17 protein-coding genes and 2 pseudogenes are annotated in these 17,120 nt (G+C 69.3%); 1 reads left to right on the top strand and 18 read right to left on the bottom strand.

Annotation, left to right across the window (positions count from 1 at the left end):
• Positions 1 to 7: 7 nt before the first annotated feature.
• The 17 genes and pseudogenes from rplV to ASG52_RS20920 all read right to left on the bottom strand — a co-directional run bounded on the left by rplV (position 8) and on the right by ASG52_RS20920 (position 15,266).
• Positions 8 to 391: a 50S ribosomal protein L22 gene (gene rplV, locus ASG52_RS20990; protein ID WP_056247407.1), complete on the bottom strand. Its 384-nt coding sequence runs from the start codon at positions 389 to 391 to the stop codon at positions 8 to 10.
• A 1-nt stretch (position 392) separates the two neighbouring features.
• Positions 393 to 671, bottom strand: coding sequence for a 30S ribosomal protein S19 (gene rpsS, locus ASG52_RS20985; protein ID WP_003597098.1), 279 nt, complete (start codon positions 669 to 671; stop codon positions 393 to 395).
• Positions 672 to 676: 5 nt separating this feature from the next.
• Positions 677 to 1,513, bottom strand: a complete 837-nt coding sequence (gene rplB, locus ASG52_RS20980) for a 50S ribosomal protein L2 (RefSeq protein ID WP_056247405.1) — start codon at positions 1,511 to 1,513, stop codon at positions 677 to 679.
• Positions 1,514 to 1,538: 25 nt separating this feature from the next.
• Positions 1,539 to 1,835, bottom strand: coding sequence for a 50S ribosomal protein L23 (locus tag ASG52_RS20975; protein WP_003597094.1), 297 nt, complete (start codon positions 1,833 to 1,835; stop codon positions 1,539 to 1,541).
• The gene (gene rplD, locus ASG52_RS20970; protein WP_056247403.1) at positions 1,832 to 2,452 is read right to left on the bottom strand and encodes a 50S ribosomal protein L4; all 621 of its coding nucleotides are present in this window, start codon (positions 2,450 to 2,452) and stop codon (positions 1,832 to 1,834) included. Before rplD ends, ASG52_RS20975 begins: the two co-directional genes overlap by 4 nt.
• Positions 2,452 to 3,195: a 50S ribosomal protein L3 gene (rplC, locus tag ASG52_RS20965; RefSeq protein ID WP_056247401.1), complete on the bottom strand. Its 744-nt coding sequence runs from the start codon at positions 3,193 to 3,195 to the stop codon at positions 2,452 to 2,454. Before rplC ends, rplD begins: the two co-directional genes overlap by 1 nt.
• A gap of 51 nt (positions 3,196 to 3,246) precedes the next feature.
• A complete protein-coding gene (gene rpsJ, locus ASG52_RS20960; protein ID WP_003597088.1) occupies positions 3,247 to 3,555 on the bottom strand; it encodes a 30S ribosomal protein S10 in 309 nt (102 codons plus the stop codon).
• Positions 3,556 to 3,643: 88 nt separating this feature from the next.
• Positions 3,644 to 3,779, bottom strand: a pseudogene (locus tag ASG52_RS28490) (EF-Tu C-terminal domain-related protein); the annotation flags it as partial.
• A gap of 1 nt (position 3,780) precedes the next feature.
• Positions 3,781 to 4,650: pseudogene (gene tuf, locus ASG52_RS27470) on the bottom strand (elongation factor Tu); the annotation flags it as partial.
• Between the two features lies 1 nt (position 4,651).
• Positions 4,652 to 4,938: GTP-binding protein (locus ASG52_RS28485; protein WP_502691097.1), on the bottom strand; the 287-nt coding region annotated here is incomplete at its 3' end.
• 57 nt (positions 4,939 to 4,995) lie between these two features.
• Positions 4,996 to 7,071, bottom strand: a complete 2,076-nt coding sequence (gene fusA / locus ASG52_RS20950; protein WP_056247398.1) for an elongation factor G — start codon at positions 7,069 to 7,071, stop codon at positions 4,996 to 4,998.
• Between the two features lie 60 nt (positions 7,072 to 7,131).
• Positions 7,132 to 7,602: a 30S ribosomal protein S7 gene (rpsG, locus tag ASG52_RS20945; RefSeq protein WP_056247396.1), complete on the bottom strand. Its 471-nt coding sequence runs from the start codon at positions 7,600 to 7,602 to the stop codon at positions 7,132 to 7,134.
• Positions 7,603 to 7,728: 126 nt separating this feature from the next.
• Positions 7,729 to 8,100 (bottom strand): 30S ribosomal protein S12, encoded by a 372-nt coding sequence (gene rpsL, locus ASG52_RS20940; protein ID WP_004447775.1) that lies wholly within the window; start codon positions 8,098 to 8,100, stop codon positions 7,729 to 7,731.
• 398 nt (positions 8,101 to 8,498) lie between these two features.
• Entirely contained in the window at positions 8,499 to 11,969 is a 3,471-nt protein-coding gene (locus ASG52_RS20935) for an SbcC/MukB-like Walker B domain-containing protein (RefSeq protein ID WP_056247394.1), read from the bottom strand.
• Between the two features lie 288 nt (positions 11,970 to 12,257).
• Positions 12,258 to 13,343, bottom strand: a complete 1,086-nt coding sequence (locus tag ASG52_RS20930) for an alpha/beta fold hydrolase (protein ID WP_056247392.1) — start codon at positions 13,341 to 13,343, stop codon at positions 12,258 to 12,260.
• A gap of 76 nt (positions 13,344 to 13,419) precedes the next feature.
• Positions 13,420 to 14,058: an alpha/beta hydrolase gene (locus ASG52_RS20925; RefSeq protein ID WP_056247391.1), complete on the bottom strand. Its 639-nt coding sequence runs from the start codon at positions 14,056 to 14,058 to the stop codon at positions 13,420 to 13,422.
• 278 nt (positions 14,059 to 14,336) lie between these two features.
• Positions 14,337 to 15,266 (bottom strand): VOC family protein, encoded by a 930-nt coding sequence (locus ASG52_RS20920; RefSeq protein ID WP_056247390.1) that lies wholly within the window; start codon positions 15,264 to 15,266, stop codon positions 14,337 to 14,339.
• A gap of 111 nt (positions 15,267 to 15,377) precedes the next feature.
• Here ASG52_RS20920 and ASG52_RS20915 point away from each other — a divergent pair, with 111 nt between their 5' ends.
• Positions 15,378 to 16,331 (top strand): LysR family transcriptional regulator, encoded by a 954-nt coding sequence (locus ASG52_RS20915; protein ID WP_056247388.1) that lies wholly within the window; start codon positions 15,378 to 15,380, stop codon positions 16,329 to 16,331.
• A 144-nt stretch (positions 16,332 to 16,475) separates the two neighbouring features.
• Here the strand turns inward: ASG52_RS20915 and ASG52_RS20910 are convergent, their stop codons facing one another.
• Positions 16,476 to 17,117, bottom strand: a complete 642-nt coding sequence (locus ASG52_RS20910) for a DUF4194 domain-containing protein (RefSeq protein WP_056247386.1) — start codon at positions 17,115 to 17,117, stop codon at positions 16,476 to 16,478.
• Positions 17,118 to 17,120 lie beyond the last annotated feature (3 nt).

The raw sequence follows: 17,120 nt of genomic DNA, 5'->3' as shown, positions 1-17,120 counted from the left end.
GGTCTCCTCAGGCCGCTTCAGCGCGCACTTCGCGAACCACGATGGTGAGGTTCGAGAAGGGCTTCAGGATGCGCGCGCCGCGACCGCGGGCACGGGCGTGGAAGCGCTTGAGCACCAGCGCCTTGCCGACGAAGGCCTGGGACACGACGAGATCGTCCACGTCGAGGTCGTGGTTGTTCTCGGCGTTGGCGATCGCGCTCTCCAGACACTTCTTCACATCGCGGGCGATGCGCTTGCGGGAGAATTCGAGGTCGGCGAGCGCCGACTCGACCTTCTTGCCGCGGATCAGCGCCGCCACGAGGTTGAGCTTCTGGGGCGACACGCGGAGCATCCGCGCGACGGCCTTCGCCTCGTTCTCGGGGAGCGCGCGGGGGGTGGCAGCTTTGCCCATCTCAGCGCCTCTTCGCCTTCTTGTCGGCCGCGTGACCGGGGAAGGTACGGGTCGGCGAGAACTCGCCGAACTTGTGACCGACCATCTCTTCGGTGACGTAGACCGGGATATGCTTGTGTCCGTTGTGCACACCGAAGGTGATGCCGACGAACTGCGGGAGGATCGTGGAGCGGCGGCTCCAGATCTTGACGACCTCGTTACGGCTTCCGCCGCGCGCGGCGTCGGCCTTCTTGAGGAGGTAGCCGTCGACGAACGGCCCTTTCCAGAGGGAACGTGCCATGGCGGTTACTTCTTGCGGTTATGGCGGCTGGACAGGATGAAGGTGTCGGTCCGCTTGTTGGACCGGGTCTTCTTCCCCTTGGTGGGCACGCCCCAGGGCGTGACCGGGTTCCGGCCGCCCGAGGTGCGACCCTCGCCGCCGCCGTGCGGGTGGTCGACCGGGTTCATCGCGACGCCGCGAACGTGCGGGCGCTTGCCGAGCCAGCGGTTGCGACCAGCCTTGCCGAGCGAAATGTTCATGTGGTCCGGGTTCGACACCGCACCCACGCTCGCGAAGCACTGGCCGTGCACGAGGCGCTGCTCGCCCGAGTTCAGGCGCAGCGTCACGTAGCCCTGGTCGCGGCCGACGATCTGGGCGTAGTTGCCCGCGGACCGCGCGATCGCGCCGCCCTTGCCGATCTTCAGCTCGACGTTGTGGACGATGGTGCCCACCGGCATCGAGCCGATCGGGCCGGCATTGCCCGGCTTGATGTCGACGCTCTCGCCGGCCACCACCTTGTCGCCCGGCTGCAGGCGCTGCGGAGCCAGGATGTAGGCCTGCTTGCCCTCGGGGAAGGTGATGAGGGCGATGAAGGCGGTGCGGTTCGGATCGTACTCGATCCGCTCCACGGTCGCCGCCACGTTGAGGTTCTCGCGACGCTTGAAATCGACGTTGCGCAGGACCCGCTTGTGACCGCCGCCGCGGAAGCGGACGGTGATGCGACCCAGGTTGTTGCGGCCGCCCGAGGAGCTCTTGCCCTCGGTCAGCGACTTGACCGGCTTGCCCTTGTAGAGCTCACGGCGGTCGACGAGCACGAGCTGGCGGAGGCTCGGCGTGACCGGTTTGAATGTCTTCAAGGCCATCGGCTTGATCCTAACGCTTCTCGTCTCAGAGGCCGGTCGTGACGTCGATGGTGTCGCCCTCGGCGAGGGTGACGATCGCCTTCTTCACGTCCGAACGCTGCCCGCGCTGCCCGCGGAAGAACTTCTTCTTGCCCTTGGTCGTGAGCGTGTTCACGCCCGTGACCTTGACGTCGAACAGACGCTCGACCGCTTCCTTGATCTGCGGCTTGGTGGCCTTCGGGGCGACCCGGAAGACGACCTTGTTCTGCTCGGTGAGGTTCGTCGCCTTCTCGGTGATGACCGGGGAGACGATGATGTCGTAGTGGCGCGGATCGGCACTCATTTGAAACGCTCCTCCAGCGCATCGACGGCCGCGCGCGTCAGGACGAGCGTGTCGCGGCGCAGGATGTCGTAGACGTTGATGCCCTGGACCGGCAGCACGTCGATCTTGGCGACCGAGCGGGCGGCGCGACCGAAGTTCTCGTCGACCTCCGGGCCGCCGATGATCAGCGCGCTCGACCAGCCGAGCTTGCCCAGGCGCTCGACCATCGCCTTGGTCTTGTGGTTCTCGACCTTGAGGTCGTCCACGACGATCAGGGTCGAGGTCTTGGCCTTCGACGACAGGGCGTGCTTGAGCGCCAGGGCGCGAACCTTCTTGGGAAGGTCGTGGGCGTGGTCACGCACCACCGGACCGAAGGCCCGGCCGCCGCCGCGGAACTGCGGAGCGGAGGCGGCGCCGTGACGGGCGTTGCCGGTGCCCTTCTGCTTGTACAGCTTCTTCGAGGTGCGATCGACGTCCGAGCGGTTCTTGACCGCATGGGTGCCGGCGCGCCGCTTGGCGAGCTGATAGCGCACCATCCGGTGCAGGATGTCGGCGCGCGGCTCAAGGCCGTAGATCGCCTCGTTCAGCTCGACCGAGCCGGCGGAGCCGCCGTCGAGCGTGGTGACATCGAGTTTCATCACGCGTTCTCCTCGGTTGCCGGAGCCTCGGGAGCCGCCTCGGTCTGAGACGAACCATTGGCCGAACCGTTCTCACGGAACTTGCCCGGCAGCGGCACCTCGGCGGGCAGCTTGCGCTTGACCGCATCGCGAACCTGGATCCAGCCGCCGGCGACGCCGGGGACGGCGCCCTCGACTAGGATCAGGCCGCGCTCCGGATCGGTGCGCACGACCTTGAGGTTCTGCGTGGTGACACGCTCGACGCCCATGTGGCCCGGCATCTTCTTGTTCTTGAAGGTCTTGCCCGGATCCTGGCGGCCACCGGTCGAACCGATCGAGCGGTGGGAGACCGACACGCCGTGAGTGGCGCGCAGGCCGCCAAAGTTCCAGCGCTTCATGCCGCCAGCGAAGCCCTTACCCGAGCTGGTGCCCGTCACGTCGACGAACTGGCCTGGGATGAAGTGATCGGCTGTGATCTCGGCACCCACCGGGATCAGCGCGTCCTCGGACACGCGGAATTCGGCGAGCTTCTTCTTGGGCTCGACCTTGGCGACCGCGAAGCGGCCACGCTCGGCCTGCGACACGTTCTTCACCTTGGCCTTGCCGACACCGAGCTGGAGGGCGACGTAGCCGTCCTTGTCGCTGGTGCGGTGTGCCACGACTTGGCACTGATCGATCTGGAGCACGGTCACCGGGACATGCTCGCCTGCGTCCGTAAAGACGCGGGTCATGCCGACCTTCCGTGCAATGACGCCTGAGCGCATAGGTCACTCTCCTCGCGCGATGAAACGGTAAGCTCTAAGCCCCGGATGGGCTCAGAGCTTGATCTCCACGTCCACGCCAGCGGCGAGGTCGAGCTTCATCAGCGCGTCCACGGTCTGCGGCGTCGGGTCGACGATATCCAGCACCCGCTTGTGCGTGCGCATCTCGAACTGTTCGCGCGACTTCTTGTCGATGTGCGGCGAGCGGTTGACCGTGAACTTCTCGATGTGGGTCGGCAGCGGGATCGGGCCCCGAATCTGCGCCCCGGTGCGACGCGCCGTGGAGACGATCTCCTTGGTCGACGCGTCGAGGATGCGATGATCGAACGCCTTAAGGCGAATGCGGATGTTCTGACCGTTCATGACCTGACCTCGGCGGAAACGTTGGGAAGGGCGGGCGCGAGGGCCCGCCCCTCTGACGTCCCCTGTCGATGATGCCTTCGAGGGGCTGTTAGTCGTTGATGGCGGCGACGACGCCGGCACCGACGGTGCGGCCGCCCTCGCGGATGGCGAAGCGCAGCTTCTCTTCCATGGCCACCGGCACGATCAGGACCACGTCCATCGTCACGTTGTCGCCCGGCATCACCNACCATCTCGGTGCCCTCGGGCAGCGTGCAGATGCCGGTCACGTCCGTGGTGCGGAAGTAGAACTGCGGGCGGTAGTTGGTGAAGAACGGCGTGTGGCGACCGCCCTCCTCCTTCGTCAGGATGTAGGCCTCGGCCTTGAACTTGGCGTGCGGCTTCACCGAACCCGGCTTGCACACGACCTGGCCGCGCTCCACGTCCTCGCGTTTGGTGCCGCGCAGCAGCACGCCGACGTTGTCGCCCGCCTGGCCCTGGTCGAGCAGCTTGCGGAACATCTCGACGCCCGTCACCGTCGTCGTGGTGGTCGGACGGATGCCGACGATCTCGACGGACTCGCCGACCTTGACGATGCCGCGCTCGACGCGACCCGTGACCACCGTGCCGCGACCCGAGATCGAGAACACGTCCTCGATCGGCATCAGGAACGGCATGTCGATCGGACGCTCCGGCTGCGGGATGTATTCGTCCACCGTCTGCATCAGCTTGAGTACGGCGTCGTGGCCGATCGCCTTGTCGCCGTTGTCGAGGGCGACCTTGGCCGAGCCCTTGGTGATCGGGATGTCGTCGCCGGGGAAGTCGTACTTCGAGAGGAGCTCGCGCACCTCCATCTCGACGAGCTCGAGGAGCTCCTCGTCGTCGACGAGATCGACCTTGTTGAGGAACACGACGAGCGCCGGCACGCCGACCTGGCGGGCGAGCAGGATGTGCTCGCGGGTCTGCGGCATCGGGCCGTCGGCGGCCGACACCACCAGGATCGCGCCGTCCATCTGGGCGGCACCGGTGATCATGTTCTTCACGTAGTCGGCGTGGCCGGGGCAATCGACGTGGGCGTAGTGGCGGTTGGTGGTCTCGTACTCGACGTGGGCGGTCGAGNGCACCGGTGATCATGTTCTTCACGTAGTCGGCGTGGCCGGGGCAATCGACGTGGGCGTAGTGGCGGTTGGTGGTCTCGTACTCGACGTGGGCGGTCGAGATCGTGATGCCGCGCGCCTTCTCCTCGGGGGCCTTGTCGATCTGGTCGTAGGCCGTGAAGGTCGCGCCACCTGACTCGGCCAGCACCTTGGTGATCGCCGCGGTCAGCGAGGTCTTGCCGTGATCGACGTGGCCGATCGTGCCGATGTTGCAGTGCGGCTTATTACGGGAGAACTTTTCCTTGCCCATCAGAGGCTCCTCAAGTCGAATTCGGTTGCGGAAGAAGAAAGCGCTTCGGCGTGAGCCTTAGGCGTACTTGGCGATGACCTTGTCAGCCTCGCCGCGCGGCACTTCCTCGTAGTGATCGAACTGCATCGTGAAGTTGGCGCGCCCCTGGGAGAAGGAGCGCAGCTGGTTCACGTAGCCGAACATGTTGGCCAGCGGCACCATCGCGTTGATGACGTTGGCGTTGCCCCGCATGTCCTGGCCCTGGATCTGGCCGCGGCGGGAGTTGAGGTCGCCGATGACCGAACCGGTATACTCTTCCGGCGAGACGACCTCGACCTTCATGACCGGCTCGAGCAGGACCGAGCCGCCCTTCTGCAGCGCCTCGCGGAAAGCGGCGCGGGAGGCGATCTCGAAGGCCAGCGCCGAGGAGTCGACGTCGTGGTAGGCGCCGTCGATCAGCTCGACCTTCACGTCCACCACCGGGAAGCCGGCGAGCACGCCCGCGCCGAGGACCGAATTGAGGCCCTTCTCGACGCCGGGGATGTACTCCTTCGGCACCGAACCGCCGACGATCTTCGACTCGAAGGCGAAGCCGGCGCCCGGCTCGTTCGGCTCGACGATGAACTTCACCCGGGCGAACTGACCGGTGCCGCCGGTCTGCTTCTTGTGGGTGTAGTCGATCTCCTGACGGCGGGTCAGCTTCTCACGGTACGCCACCTGCGGCTGGCCGATATTGGCGTCGACCTTGTAGGTGCGGCGCAGGATGTCGACCTTGATGTCGAGGTGCAGCTCGCCCATCCCGCGAAGGATGGTCTGGCCGGATTCCTGGTCGGTCGAGACGCGGAAGGACGGGTCCTCGGCGGCGAGCTTGGCGAGCGCGATGCCGAGCTTCTCCTGATCGGCCTTCGACTTCGGCTCGACGGCGATCTCGATGACGGGCTCGGGGAACTCCATCTTCTCGAGGATGACGGCGTCCTTCGAGTCGCAAAGCGTGTCGCCGGTGCGGGTGTCCTTGAGGCCGGCCAGAGCGACGATGTCGCCGGCGAAGGCTTCCTTGACGTCCTCGCGGTTGTTGGCGTGCATCAAGAGCATGCGGCCGACGCGCTCTTTCTTGTCGCGCGACGAGTTGATGACGTTGGCGCCCGACTCGACCTTGCCCGAATAGACGCGGCAGAAGGTGATCGTGCCGACGTGGGGATCGTCCATGATCTTGAAGGCGAGCATGGAGAAGGGATCGCTGTCGAGCGGACGACGGACGGTCTCTTCCTCGGTCTTGAAGTCGATGCCCTTGATCTCGCCGCGGTCGGCGGGGGACGGCAGGTAATCGACGACGGCGTCGAGGAGCGGCTGGACGCCCTTGTTCTTGAAGGCCGAGCCGCAGAGCACCGGGTGGAAGGCGCGCAGCTGCACGGCGCGGCGCACGAGCTTGCGCAGCGTCTCCTCGTCCGGCTCCACGCCGTCGAGGTAGGCGGTCATGGCGTCGTCGTCGAGCTCGACGCAGGCCTCGATCATCTTGGTGCGGTACTCGGCGGCCTGATCGGCGAGATCGGCCGGGATCTCTTCCTCGGTGAAGTTGGCGCCGAGCGCCTCACCGGACCACACGATCGCCTTCATCTTGATGAGGTCGACCACGCCGCGGAAGGTGTTCTCGGCACCGATCGGCAGCTGGAGGCAGACCGGCTTGCCGGCGACGCGGGTGATGATGTCGGCGACGCACTTGAAGAAGTCGGCGCCGATCTTGTCCATCTTGTTGACGAACACGACGCGCGGCACGTCGTACTTGTCGGCCTGACGCCACACGGTCTCGGTCTGGGGCTCGACGCCCTGGTTGCCGTCGAGCACACACACGGCGCCGTCGAGCACGCGGAGCGAGCGCTCCACCTCGATGGTGAAGTCGACGTGGCCGGGGGTGTCGATGATGTTCAGGCGCTTCTCGCGCCAGAAGCAGGTCGTCGCCGCCGACGTGATGGTGATGCCGCGCTCCTGCTCCTGCTCCATCCAGTCCATCGTGGCGGCGCCCTCATGGACCTCGCCGATCTTGTGGGACTTTCCGGTGTAGTAGAGGATCCGCTCGGTCGTCGTGGTCTTGCCGGCATCGATGTGGGCCATGATGCCGAAGTTACGGTAGTCCTCGATCGCATGCGTGCGGGGCATCGGGGTCTCTCCGGGAGAAGGTCGGACGGGGCGCGCCGCGGTCGGCGCGCCCGAAGCGAATTACCAGCGGTAGTGCGAGAAGGCGCGGTTGGCCTCGGCCATCCGGTGGGTGTCTTCGCGCTTCTTGACGGCGTTGCCGCGGTTGTTGGCGGCGTCGATCAGCTCGGCCGACAGGCGCTCGATCATGGTGCGGTCGTTGCGGCCGCGGGCGGCCTGGATCAGCCAGCGGATGGCCAGAGCCTGACGGCGCTCGGTGCGGACCTCGACCGGGACCTGATAGGTCGCGCCGCCGACGCGGCGGGAGCGGACCTCGATCGCCGGGGCGACGTTGTCGAGGGCAGCACGGAACACCTCGATCGGGTTGGCGCGGGCGCGGTTCTCGACGATGTCGAAGGCGCCGTAGACGATGCGCTCGGCGGTCGACTTCTTGCCCTCGTACATGATCGAATTCATGAACTTGGTCAGGACGACATCGCCGTACTTCGGATCGGGGATGATCTCGCGCTTCTCGGCAGAGTGACGACGGGACATCTTTTTCGCTCTCGAAAAATTTGACTTAAGCGCCCCACGCAGGCCGCCTTACCTCTGTGAGGCGGCGACATCCTTGTGAGGCCGTGGAAAACCTTCGGTCCGAAAAACTTATTTCGGACGCAGTTCTTACTTCGGACGCTTGGCGCCGTACTTCGAGCGGCGCTGCTTGCGGTTCTTGACGCCCTGCGTGTCGAGCACGCCGCGCAGGATGTGGTAGCGCACGCCGGGAAGATCCTTCACGCGGCCGCCGCGGATCATCACCACGGAGTGCTCCTGAAGGTTGTGGCCCTCGCCGGGGATGTAGCCGATCACCTCGAAGCCGTTGGTCAGGCGCACCTTGGCGACCTTACGAAGCGCCGAGTTCGGCTTCTTCGGGGTCGTGGTGTAGACGCGGGTGCAGACGCCGCGCTTCTGCGGGCAGGCGTTGAGCGCCGGCACCTTGTTGCGCGCCTTCTGCGCCTTGCGCGGCTGGGCGATCAGCTGGTTGATCGTCGGCATCCTGTGCCCTCTTCATCCGGCCGCGACTTGGCGGCCAAAGTCTGAACTCGATGCCCCTTGCGGGGCGCCCGTACCGCGAGCGAGCCCGCGGCAAAACGAATAGCGCCAGAGGCCGATGAAGGCCTTTGGCGATGGTGAGGCAGAGGATCACGCCGTGACGGCGCGTTCGTACCCGCTGATCTGACGAAGTCGCCAGGATATGATGCCGGTATCGGTCTGACGACGGTCGCCGAAGCCAGTCGAAGCCCCTGGCTTCGACCCGAAAGCGACTCTCGATCCACCGGAGTGGCGCGCTTCTAGACGGGGGGCTCCGAGGCGTCAATGCCCGCGGGGCATAAAGTTCGATGAAGAACCGGCCCGATTTGCCGCCAAGCTCGCGCTTTTCGCGAGAGCCTCTTCTACTCAGCGGCATCCGAGACGCGAAACGCCTCGATTCCCTGGCGCTCGGGATTGATCGCGGCGAGCGCGCGCTTGGCGGTCTCCAGCGGATGCTCCGATTCGATTCGCACCGAGGTCAGGTCCGGGCTCTTGTAGACCGTCACCACGGTGTCCATCACCTCGGTGAGCGTGGTGCGCTTGTCCTCGGGGGCGGCGATGAGGAGCTGCAGGCCCCAGCCGCCGAATAGATCGACCAGCGACTGGCTGTTGCGTACGTCGAGCTTGGAGAAGGCCTCGTCCAAGAGGCAGAGTCCCAAGCCCGGCGCATCCTCGCCGGGGCGGTCGCCGGGATAGTAGGCGGACGCCATGGAAGCGGCGATCGCGACGTAGAACGGCGCCTGTGCCTCGCCGCCCGATCCCCGCAGCGCCCGGCTCGACAGGGTGGTGCGGTTGCCCGCGCGATCCCGCATGCCGATCTCGTAGACGAAGTAGTTGCGGTAATCGGCAAGCCGCGCCGCGTTCTCCTCGCCCTCGATCAACGCGGTGATCTCCGCGAGTGCCGCCGCGAGGTGCCCGCCCTCCGTCGATGTGTCGTCGCCCCCCGGCAGCACCGCCTGCGCGGCGTCGGGCGAGCGGGCGACTTCGGTGGCGAGCTGGTGGACGGCGGCGTAGCGGCGATCCACCGCCGCCTCGAAGGCGTAGGTCTGGCCGGTGAAGGTCTGGGACGACAGGCGCTCGTTGAGCGCGTCGAGGCGCGCTTGCATCCGCTCGAACTTGTCGGCGAGCCGCGTCAGCAGATCCTCGGTCATGAGGCGGCGCATCTCGGCCTCGGCACGGAGCGACTGGTCGCGGTAGCGGCGGAGTTCGTGGCCCGCCACCTCGTCGCGGGCGCGCACGGCCCAAGCATAGCCGAACGAGGCCGGCGTCTCGCCCGATCCCAGCGGGTTCTCGACGCGCCACGCGGCGCAGTATTCGGCGAGGTCGCGCTCGGCGGCACGGCCCTGGTGGCGGGCGGTCTCGGTCGCTTCGCGGGCGGCGTTGCGGGCCTGCGTGGCGAGGGACGCCAACGCCTTGGCGTCGAGGTCGGCCCGGTCGGCCCGCGCGCCCGCGATGCCCGCGAACACGCCGGGCGCGTCGGCGGGAGCGGGGCCGGCGAGACGGATGCGCACCGTGTCGCCCGACGACCAGCGCTTGACCGCTGCGCGATAGGCGCCGAGCGCCGTGCGGGCGGCCTCGCGCCCCTGCGCCAGCCGCGCCTTCAGCCCGGCTTCCTCGGCGAGCAGGGCGTCGCGCTTGGGCTCCAGCACCTGCACCAGTTCGGTGAGGTAGGCCGAGCGTTCCTTCGCCAGTTCCTTCAGCTCCGCCTCGATCGTGCCGTTGTCGGCCTTGGCGACCGCCTCCTGCTCGGTCGTCAGCGTGCGGCGGCGGCCCTCGATGGCGTCGGCCTCGGCGCGCAGCGCGGCCACGTCCACCGGGGTCTCGGCCAGCCGCGTGCGCAGCTGTGCGGCGATGCGGGCGGCCTCGCGCATCACGTTGGCCTCGGAGCGCAAGGCTTTCGCCTCGATCTCCGCCTCTTCCAGGCGGCGGCGGGTGTCCATGGTCGGCCCGCGCTGGCCGCGGGTCATCATCAGCGGCACCGGGCGCACCACCGAATAGGCCATGCCCGAGGTCGAGCGCCCGCTCGGGGCCACCGCCCGGCCCATCCGAGCGAGCGCGGCGTCGTCCGGCGCGAGGTCGTAGCCGCCGAGCCTTGCGGCCAAAAAAGCTTCGGCGTGCGGGCTGTCGGTCTCGATCAGGCCCATCGGCCCGTCGTCGATGCGCCGCGCCGCGCGCCGCGACGTGTCGGTGGTCTTCACCAGCAGGCAGCGGAAGAACTGGTTCTTTTTCGCGTCCAGGAGTGCGAACGCCCTGTCAAGGCGGTCCGGCTCGACGACGAGCGCTTCGCGGGCTCGCCCCAAAAGGCCTTCGAGGGCCGGGCCCCATTTCGGATCGACGATCTCGGCGAGTTCGCAGACGGGCACGGCGTCGATCCCGAGCCGGCTCAATTCCTCGCGGAACGCTTCCGTATCGGCCGAGAGCCGGGCCGCGTTGTTGCGGCCGGACTGGACCTGGCCCGAGAGGCTGCGCACCTCGTTCTCGCGCTCGCGCGCCCGGTAGCCGAGGTCTTCCGCCGCGCTTTCCAGCGAGAGCGTCACGTCGGGCATCTGCGCCAGTGCGTCGAGCAGCCCGGCGAGCGGGCCGCCGACTCGAAGAATCTCGTCCGGCGGGGCCTCGCGGCGGAGCCCCGAGCGGGCGCAGGCCTCGACGATGCGAATCGCATCGGGGGCGACCTTGCGCAACGTTGCGGCGACGCCCGCGAGCCGCCCGGCCTCCTGCACGAGGCCGACCACGTTCCCGAGGCGCACGGTCAGGTCGCGCCGGTCGCGAGCCAGCATGGCGAGGCCGGCATTCGAGGCGGCGAGTCGCGCCTCCGCCGCGCTGCCCGAGAGCATCGCCTTGCGGGCGGCGATCTCGGCATCGATCTCGCGCACGAAGCCCTGGCTGGTGGCCACGCTCTCGCGGGCGATGCGCAGGCGCTCGACGACATCGGCCAGAGCCGTGCGGGTGCCGGCCCAGTCGAGGACGCGGCGGCGCAGATCGGCGCCGGCCGCCCGCAGATCGTCGAGGGCGGCATTGAGGCTCGCCCGCGCCCATTCCTCGTAGCGCCCGCACAGGCGGGTGAGGTGGGCCAGCCGCTTCTCCAGCTCCTCGATGGTCTCGAGCAGGCGCCGCCACGTCTCGATCGACTGGCGGATGCGGGCGACGTCCAGCGGCTCGGGCTCCAGCACGAAGGAGCGGACGAAGGCGCTGGTGTCGAAGATCGGCTTGAACGCGACCGCGTTGGAGAAGGTGCGCAGGAACTGGCGCGGATCGGGCACCGGCGCGCCCTCGCGCAGCGTCGCCAGCACGGCCGCCGTGAAGCGCTCGCCGGAAGTGCGGTATTCCTCGAACGTCTCCGAGCGGCGGCGCAGGTCGGCGGCGATCTCGGCCCAGGGGGCGACGAAGCTGCCCTGATCGGTCTCGCGCACGTAGTCGGCGATCTCGAAGCGGTGGCCCACCGCGACGAAGCGCGAGAGCGTCTCCTCCTTCGGTTCCTCGGCCCGCGCGGCGAGTGCCAGCCCGACCGTGACGATGCGCCCGCTGCCGGCATGCTCGAACACCAGCGCGATGACGGTCTCGCAGGCCTCGCGGGTCGGGCGCCCCCCTTCGGCCGGGTCGCTGATCCAGCCGAGGCAGTAATCGCGCACGGTGCGGGCCGAGCGCCCCGAGGCGGACGCGTTGAGCGCGAGCCGGCTGGCGTTGTTGCCGGCCAGCACCGTGCCGACGGCGTCGAAGATCGTGGACTTGCCCGCGCCGGTCGGACCGACGAGCGCCGCCGCGCCCCGGATGCGAATCTGCTCGCGCCGGATGAGGTACCAGTTCGAGATCGCGATGTCGGTCAGGCGATACACTACGAAGCCGCCGGGTCCCGAGGTTTTGGTCGAGCGGGGGGAATGGACGCTGGGGGGCCGGGGCGCAAGGGTGGCTGGGTTCGGGGAGGGCTGCGGACGGGGAGTGAGGGTGGTTCGATGGGGACGCACCACCCTCACCGCCGTCATTCCGGGGCCGCGCAGCGGAACCCGGAATCCACCCGTGATGCGCGGCCTCACGAGGCGTCGCGGCCGGTCGTGGATTCCGGGTTCGCTTCGCGCCCCGGAATGACGGTAGAGGAGTGAGGGAACCTTACCGCCGACGGCCGCCTATCTCACACCGCGCGGCGGGCTGTGCGCCATCAAGGCGTCGATGGCCGCCTCCACCTTCGCCCGTCCGGCGTGATGGATCATGTGGCCGAGGCCGGGCAGGACGGTGAGCGTGCTGTCGGGCAGGACGCCGTGCAGGCGCATCGACTGGGTGCGGTGATCAACGAGGCCGTCGGCGTCGCCGGTCAGGATCGCTACGGGGAGATTCAGGCGGCCGTAGCCGGCCTGGAGGCGGGAGACGGCGGCGTTCATGGAGGCGGCGTCTTCGCTGACCGCGCGCAGTTGCTGCGAGGCGACCGCGACCTCGACGGGAAAGCGCTCCGAGAACTTCGCGGGCACGGCCTGCGGCCAAAACACCTTGCGGAACGATTGCTCGGCCAGCGCCCGGTTGACCCGGTCGGGCACGAGGGCGCGGGCGGCATCGCCCAGGCCCGGCATGGCGAGCGCGTTCGCCAGCGTCGTGTCGGCCCGGTTCTCCGGGAAGTAGAACCCCGACAGCAGCACCAGACCGCGTAAGGGGCGGCGCGGCTCGGCCGCCATGGCGAGCGCGACGATCGTCCCCCAGGAATGGCCGACGATCAGCGGGCGCTCGGCGTTCAGCGCGTCGAGCACGCGGTGGATCAGAGCGGCTTGCGCGGCGGCGGTCCAGATGCGGGCGCGCGGCCGGTCGGTGCGACCGAAGCCCGGCCGGTCGAGGGCGATGACGCGGTAGCGGGCGGCGAGCCGGTCGATCAGGCCGCTGATGGAAAAGTCCTCCGCCATGGTGCCGTTGCCGTGGATCAGCACCACCGGCCGGCCGCGGCCCTTGACGATGACGTGGACGGGCAGGCCGTCGACGGTGACGAAGCGGCCGGCCTGCGCCCGCCGCACGGGTTTCGGGGCGGGCCGGCTCGCCTGCGCGACGGTCCGTCCGACCTCGCGGGCGGCGTCCTGCGCCACGTCCCGGACAACCGCCTTGGCGGTCTTGTCGGCCTGCCGCAAAGCCGCCTGCGTGGTCCGCGTCGCGGCCTTGAGGGCCTTCTTGATCTGCGCCGCCTGCCGCCGCTGGAGGCTCGCGATCCCGCGCTTGGAGAGGAACGGGAACACGGCATCTCCTCGGCAATCGGCGCGCCCGGCTCCGGCCCTCCCTGCCACGAGGGTGGGCTGGAACCAAGGCGCGCCGTCAGGCTGCACGGCTGTGAGTCAGCCTTGCAAGCCACGCGCCCGCCGCCGCGAGATCGGCCTGCGACAGGTTGTGGCCCACCGGCTGGACCGTGTGTGTCACAGCCGCCCCCGCCGCCTCCAGCCCGGCGGCGAGCCGGGCGGCGTTGTCGGCGGGCACGATCGGATCGAGGGCGCCCGACAGCAGCAGGACCGGACGGCCGGCGAGGTCCGCGGGCGGCGGCGCCTTCAGCGGCACCATTGCCCGCAGTAGCACCGCGCCGGCCAGCGCCTCGGGATGCAGGAACAGCGTCGCGGCGGCGATGTTGGCGCCGTTCGAGAACCCGACCGCCACCGGCGGGCCGATGCCGTAAGCCTCTCGCGCCTGTGCGACGAACGCCGCCAGTTCGCCCGCGCGGCGAACGACGTCGGCCTCGTCGAACACGCCCTCGGCCAGGCGCCGGAAGAAGCGCGGCATCCCATTCTCCAGCACCGGCCCGCGCGGCGAGATCAGCGCGGAGCCGGGCGAGAGGGCGCGCCCGAGGCCGATCAGGTCGTTCTCGTCGCCGCCGGTGCCGTGGAGCAGCAGCAGCGGCGGGGCGGCGGCGTCCGTGCCGGGCTCGAAGCGGTGCTGGAAGCCGGCGAGGTTTTTGGGAGTCATGGTGGCCTCCTTGAACGAAAGATTGGCGGCTTAAGACCGATGCCGGCCGACGCCCGCGCATCCCCTCTCCCCGCACGCGGGGAGAGGGCTCGGCCGACCTTGTCGTCGGCAGAGCGAGGCGGCAGCCGAGGTGTGAGGGGGCTTCGACGGATAGACTCATCCTGAGTCGCCCCCTCACCGCCGCTTCGGCTACGCCTCCGCTTCCCGCATGGACGACGAGGTCCATGCAGGCCTCTCCCCGCGTGCGGGGGAGAGGGGGAGCGGCGGCTCTTTGCGCGCTACGCCACCTTCGGCAGCACCGCCTCGATCCGCCCGCGATGCGGCTCGAGGAAGGGCGGGAGCTTCAGCGCCGTGCCGAGCGCGTCGGCGGGCTCGTCCACGGCAAAGCCCGGCGCGTCGGTGGCGATCTCGAACAGCACGCCGCCCGGCTCGCGGAAGTAGATCGAGCGGAAATACTGGCGGTCGCGCTGCTCGGTGACGTCGAGGCCGTGGTCGCGCCGCAGGGCCTCGGCCATCGCCGCCTGCGCCGCATCGTCCGCGGCCCGGAAGGCGATGTGGTGGACCGAGCCCGCCCCCTGGCGGCCGGGCAGGAAGTCGCCCACCGCCCGGATCGTCACGAAGCCGCCCAAAGCCGCATCGCCCTTGAGCCGGACCGCGCTGCCCTCGGTGCCGACCTCTTTGAGGCCGAGCGCGCCCGTCAGGATCGCCACGGTCGGCCCCGCCTCGCGCAGGAGCAGGTTGACGCCGTGGAAGCCGCGGATCGCCTGCTCGGGGGCGATGTCGGAAGCAGCCCAGGCGGCTTCCGCCTCCGCGCCCTCGACGCCGACAAGCGCCAGCGGCATCCCGTCGGGATCGCGGAAGCGCAACACCGTCTCGCCGAATGCTGTGACCGGCGCCTCGTGGGCGACGTTCATGGCGACGAAGCGGTGGGTCCAGGCGCCGATCGACGCCTTGGGCACCCGAAACGCCGTCTCTGACACCTGCCCGATGCCGACCCGGCCGGGGGCGGCGTGCGCGATGGGGAAGAAGGTCAGGATCGTGCCGGGGGTGCCGGCCTCGTCGCCGAAATAGAGGTGGTAGGTGCCGGGATCGTCGAAGTTGACGGTCTTCTTGACGAGCCGCAGGCCGAGCACGCGGGTGTAGAAATCGACCGTGCGTGCGGTCGGACCGGAGAAGGCTGTGACGTGGTGGAGGCCGTGCTCGGACATGGGGTGAACTCCTCGTTTGGGATCGTCACCGATCCGCGTGGGCCCAATCTGGTCCTTGCCAAGCCGCGATGAAACGGAAACGATCGAAACGCATCGTTTCGGATCTTGCCCATGACGCGTCTTCCCGATTTCGAGGCCTGGGCGGTGTTCGCCTCTGTGGCCGAGGCCCTGTCCTTCTCCCGCGCGGCCGACGATCTCGGCCTGTCGAAGGCGACCGTCTCCAAGGCGGTGGCGCGGCTGGAGGCGCGGCTGGGTGCCCGGCTGTTCCACCGCACCTCGCGACGCCTCGCGCTGACGGAAGCCGGCCGGGCCGCCCGCGAGGATGCCGCGGCCTTGCTCGCTGCGGGCGAGGCCGCGGAGGCGCGCGCGCTCGACGCCAACGGCGCGCCGCGGGGGCGGGTGCGGCTGGCAGCCCCCATGTCGTTCGGCGTCGCCCACGTGGCGCCGGTGCTGCCGGAGTTCTTGAAAACCCACCCGGAGGTCTCGGTCGATCTGCATCTGTCCGACGCACAGGTCGATCTCGTCGGCGGCGGGTTCGATCTGGGCCTGCGGATCGCGGCGCTCGCCGATTCCTCGCTGCGGGTGCGGCGGCTCTGCGGCGTGCGCCGCTCGCTCGTCGCCACGCCCGAATACTTGGACCGCTACGGCCGACCGGAGCATCCGGACGACCTCAAGCGCCACGCCTGCCTCGGCTACGCCTACCTGCCGACGCCCGACCGCTGGCAGTTTTCCGACACCTCCGGCGCCACGGCCTCGGTGGCCCCCGAGGGGCCGCTGCGGGCCAACAACGCCGACGCGCTGGCGCCCGCGCTCCGGGCCGGGCTCGGGCTGGCGGTGCAGCCGGACTTCACGGTTTGGGACGACCTGCGCTCGGGCCGGCTGGAGCGGGTGATGCCCGTTTGGCAGCCGCCGCCGATTGCGCTGAACCTCGTGATGCCGCCGGGCCTGCCGCGGCCGGCGCGGGTGAGCGCACTGATCGCCTATCTGGAGCGGGCGTTCGCCGCCGTGCCGTGGGCGCAGGAGGTGGAGCCAGCCGCGATTCTCCCACCCACACCCTCATCCTGAGGCGGCGACGCGAAGCGGCGCCCTCGAAGGAGGGCTCCAGCGGATCGCGCGTTCCGTGGAGCCCTCCTTCGAGGCCCGCCGAGGCGGGCACCTCAGGATGAGGGTGTTGGGTGGGATGAAGGAGGTATGGACAGGCCCGCGATCTCAACCCGCGCCGCCCCTCCCCTCCCCCGCCGCCGCCCAGGCCCGCACCTGATCCATCCAGGCATCCGGCGAGAGCACCGCGATGCCGGGCATCACGGTGAGCGGCGTCACGCGGTCCAGGCGGTCGCGCTCGCCCAGCCGCAGGGCGCCCTTGCGCGAGAACAGGCGCAGGATCTCGATGAGGCGGGCCTCGTCGGGCGGGTCGGAGCGGGCGGCGGAGCGGATCGAGTCGGCGATGTCGTCGGTGGTGCAGTCCACCGTGCCGTCGGTGGCGACGCGGGAATCGCGCAGGCCCTCCTCGTAGGCGAGCCGCAGCGCCAGCAGCACCAGGGTCTCGTCCTTGCGCAGCCGCTCGCCCTGCGCGTCGTGGCGCACGCCGTCGGGCGGCAGGCTCAGAAAGACCATCTGGTCGCGGTGGGCGACCTCGAAGCGGTAGCCGAGGCAGGCGAAGTAGTCGCGGAAGAACGGCGCGTAGTGGCGGGCCAGCTCGTAGGAGCGGCCGATGCCGGGCGTGGCCGCGTAGACGCACTGGCCCTTCAGCATCACCTGAAGCGCGCGGGTCAGTTCCTCCTCGCTCGGAGCGGGGCTGCCGGGCGGGGGCGGCTCGTCCCCGTCGAGGATGGCGCGGAAGGCATCGAGCATGGG

The organism is Methylobacterium sp. Leaf456, assembly GCF_001425465.1.
Taxonomy (GTDB): domain Bacteria; phylum Pseudomonadota; class Alphaproteobacteria; order Rhizobiales; family Beijerinckiaceae; genus Methylobacterium.
Note: the sequence above shows the minus strand (reverse complement) of the source record. Positions and strands in the feature narration are given on the sequence as shown.